At 51.0% G+C, this 259-nt stretch carries 1 rRNA gene; it reads left to right on the top strand.

What is annotated here, in order from left to right:
• Positions 1-259, top strand: a 23S ribosomal RNA gene (locus tag KI379_RS33845); the annotation flags it as partial.

The raw sequence follows: 259 nt of genomic DNA, 5'->3' as shown, positions 1-259 counted from the left end.
CCCGAAGCTGTGAACCGAAGCCCCAGTAAACGGCGGCCGTAACTATAACGGTCCTAAGGTAGCGAAATTCCTTGTCAGGTAAATTCTGACCCGCACGAATGGCGTAACGACTTGGGCGCTGTCTCAACGAGAGATCCGGTGAAATTTTAATACCTGTGAAGATGCAGGTTACCCGCGACAAGACGGAAAGACCCCATGGAGCTTTACTGCAGCTTGATATTGGATTTGGGTACGATCTGTACAGGATAGGTGGGAGCCT

The organism is Paenibacillus cineris, from assembly GCF_018333335.1.
GTDB classification, from domain to species: domain Bacteria; phylum Bacillota; class Bacilli; order Paenibacillales; family Paenibacillaceae; genus Paenibacillus_AQ; species Paenibacillus_AQ favisporus.
This window is presented reverse-complemented; position numbering and strand designations above follow the sequence as displayed.